Annotated in this window: 2 tRNA genes and 1 rRNA gene; all 3 read left to right on the top strand. The window is 54.2% G+C overall.

Going from position 1 to position 3,551, the window contains the following annotated elements:
• The 3 genes from MD273_RS18360 (at window position 1) to MD273_RS18350 (ending at window position 3,498) form a co-directional block, all read left to right on the top strand.
• A tRNA-Ile gene (locus MD273_RS18360) sits at window positions 1–77 on the top strand.
• A 124-nt stretch (window positions 78–201) separates the two neighbouring features.
• Window positions 202–277, top strand: a tRNA-Ala gene (locus tag MD273_RS18355).
• Window positions 278–608: 331 nt separating this feature from the next.
• Window positions 609–3,498, top strand: a 23S ribosomal RNA gene (locus tag MD273_RS18350).
• The last annotated feature ends 53 nt before the right edge of the window (window positions 3,499–3,551 follow it).

Genomic DNA, 3,551 nt, shown 5'->3' with positions numbered 1-3,551 from the left:
GGGTCTGTAGCTCAGGTGGTTAGAGCGCACCCCTGATAAGGGTGAGGTCGGTGGTTCAAGTCCACCCAGACCCACCAGAATTGCGTGGCTCGTCGTTGCTTCGCCGCTCACGTGCTACTCGCACGCTACGCGACAAAGCGCCTAGATCCACACAATTCTAAGTTCGACCAAATGATGTCGGGCTTGTGTGGTCGGAATCGAGGGGCCATAGCTCAGCTGGGAGAGCGCCTGCCTTGCACGCAGGAGGTCGGCGGTTCGATCCCGCCTGGCTCCACCAAAAGCCTGAAAGATCGATGGTTACATAACTGACTAACTCCGGTTAGCAGTGTCCAGAAACAAGCGTTTCGGTTTGATGAACGATCAAGCGAAGCCCTTCTTTCTGATCACTGGGTCAGATTTGCTCTTTAACAAATTGGACGAGATAGAACACGAATATTCTTCTCTCTTTATCTCCGAGAGAAGATGTTCAAAGTGATAGCGATTTCAAGCGTTATCCGGTGTTGTCGTTGAAGTGGTTGTTGTATGACTTCAGTCGGCTGTCTCGAGTTGATGTTGGCCAGGCTTGCCTGGTGAACGTTGAATCGTGATCAGTTGTCTTGGGGTTATATAGTCAAGCAACTAAGCGCATACGGTGGATGCCTTGGCAGTCAGAGGCGATGAAAGACGTGGAAGCCTGCGATAAGGTTCGGGGAGCTGGCAAACGAGCTGTGATCCGGACATCTCTGAATGGGGAAACCCACCGACTTTCGGGTCGGTATCCTGCACTGAATCCATAGGTGCAGGAGGCGAACCGGGGGAACTGAAACATCTAAGTACCCCGAGGAAAAGAAATCAACCGAGATTCCCTCAGTAGCGGCGAGCGAACGGGGACCAGCCCTTAAGCTGGACGACTGGTAGGAGAAGGCTCTGGAAAGTGCCGCCATAGTGGGTGATAGCCCCGTATCCGAAACCTGAGTTCAGTGAAATCGAGTAGGACGGGACACGTGATATCCTGTCTGAACATGGGGGGACCATCCTCCAAGGCTAAATACTCCTGACTGACCGATAGTGAACCAGTACCGTGAGGGAAAGGCGAAAAGAACCCCTGTGAGGGGAGTGAAATAGACCCTGAAACCGTATGCGTACAAGCAGTCGGAGCACCTTCGGGTGTGACGGCGTACCTTTTGTATAATGGGTCAGCGACTTATGTTCAGTGGCGAGGTTAACCGTTTAGGGGAGCCGTAGGGAAACCGAGTCTGAATAGGGCGAATTAGTCGCTGGGCATAGACCCGAAACCGGGCGATCTATCCATGAGCAGGTTGAAGGTGCCGTAACAGGCACTGGAGGACCGAACCCACTGTCGTTGAAAAGCCAGGGGATGACTTGTGGATCGGAGTGAAAGGCTAATCAAGCCCGGAGATAGCTGGTTCTCCCCGAAAGCTATTTAGGTAGCGCCTCGGACGAATACCACTGGGGGTAGAGCACTGTTTGGGCTAGGGGGCCATCTCGGCTTACCAACCCCAGGCAAACTCCGAATACCAGTGAGTACTATCCGGGAGACACACGGCGGGTGCTAACGTCCGTCGTGAAGAGGGAAACAACCCAGACCGCCAGCTAAGGTCCCCAAGTACCAGTTAAGTGGGAAACGATGTGGGAAGGCTCAGACAGCTAGGAGGTTGGCTTAGAAGCAGCCATCCTTTAAAGAAAGCGTAATAGCTCACTAGTCGAGTCGGCCTGCGCGGAAGATGTAACGGGGCTCAAACTGGTCACCGAAGCTGCGGCTGCATACTTTGTATGCGGGGTAGGGGAGCGTTCTGTAAGCCTGCGAAGGTGTGTCGAGAGGCATGCTGGAGGTATCAGAAGTGCGAATGCTGACATGAGTAACGACAATGCGGGTGAAAAACCCGCACGCCGGAAGACCAAGGGTTCCTGCGCAACGCTAATCGGCGCAGGGTGAGTCGGCCCCTAAGGCGAGACCGAAAGGTGTAGTCGATGGGAAACGGGTTAATATTCCCGTACCTTGGATAGCTGCGATGGAGAGACGGAGAAGGCTAGGTGAGCCGGGCGACGGTTGTCCCGGTTTAAGCGAGTAGGGAGTGGACTTAGGCAAATCCGGGTCCACAATCCTGAGACGCGACGACGACTGCCCACGGGCGGGAAGTCATTGATGCCCTGCTTCCAGGAAAATCTTCTAAGCTTCAGGCTATTCGAGACCGTACCCCAAACCGACACAGGTGGTCAGGTAGAGAATACCAAGGCGCTTGAGAGAACTCGGGTAAAGGAACTAGGCAAAATGGTGCCGTAACTTCGGGAGAAGGCACGCTGGTTGTATGTGAAGCCCCTGCGGGTGGAGCAGAAGCCAGTCGAAGATACCAGGCCCCTGCGACTGTTTATTAAAAACACAGCACTGTGCAAACACGAAAGTGGACGTATACGGTGTGACGCCTGCCCGGTGCCGGAAGGTTAATTGATGGGGTTAGGATTCGTCCGAAGCTCTTGATCGAAGCCCCGGTAAACGGCGGCCGTAACTATAACGGTCCTAAGGTAGCGAAATTCCTTGTCGGGTAAGTTCCGACCTGCACGAATGGCGTAACGATGGGGGCGCTGTCTCTACCCGAGACTCAGTGAAATTGAAATCGCCGTGAAGATGCGGTGTATCCGCGGCTAGACGGAAAGACCCCGTGAACCTTTACTATAGCTTCACAGTGAACTTTGAGCATGCTTGTGTAGGATAGCTGGGAGGCTTTGAAACCGGGACGCCAGTTCCGGTGGAGCCAACCTTGAAATACCAGCCTGGCATGTTTGAGGTTCTAACTTGGTCCCCTCATCGGGGATGAGGACACTGTGTGGTGGGTAGTTTGACTGGGGCGGTCTCCTCCCAAAGCGTAACGGAGGAGCACAAAGGTGGGCTAAGCATGGTCGGACATCATGCGGTTAGTGTAATGGCACAAGCCCGCTTAACTGCGAGACAGACACGTCGAGCAGGTGCGAAAGCAGGTCATAGTGATCCGGTGGTTCTGTATGGAAGGGCCATCGCTCAACGGATAAAAGGTACTCCGGGGATAACAGGCTGATACCGCCCAAGAGTTCACATCGACGGCGGTGTTTGGCACCTCGATGTCGGCTCATCACATCCTGGGGCTGAAGCCGGTCCCAAGGGTATGGCTGTTCGCCATTTAAAGTGGTACGCGAGCTGGGTTTAGAACGTCGTGAGACAGTTCGGTCCCTATCTGCCGTGGACGTTGGAGATTTGAGGAAAGCTGCTCCTAGTACGAGAGGACCGGAGTGGACGAACCTCTGGTGTTCGGGTTGTGTCGCCAGACGCACTGCCCGGTAGCTATGTTCGGACAGGATAACCGCTGAAAGCATCTAAGCGGGAAGCCCCTTCCAAGATGAGATCTCCCTGGACCCTCGAGGTCCCTGAAGAGCCGTTCAAGACCAGGACGTTGATAGGTCGGGTGTGTAAGCGCTGCGAGGCGTTGAGCTAACCGATACTAATTGCTCGTGCGGCTTGACTATATAACACCCAAGACAATTGCGGATAACGCAGAGCGAAAGCTCCAGAAATCAAA

This window comes from Marinobacter sp. C7, assembly GCF_022343555.1.
GTDB lineage: Bacteria > Pseudomonadota > Gammaproteobacteria > Pseudomonadales > Oleiphilaceae > Marinobacter.
The sequence above is the reverse complement of the archived record's forward strand: the minus strand, read 5'-3'. Positions and strand labels throughout refer to the sequence as shown.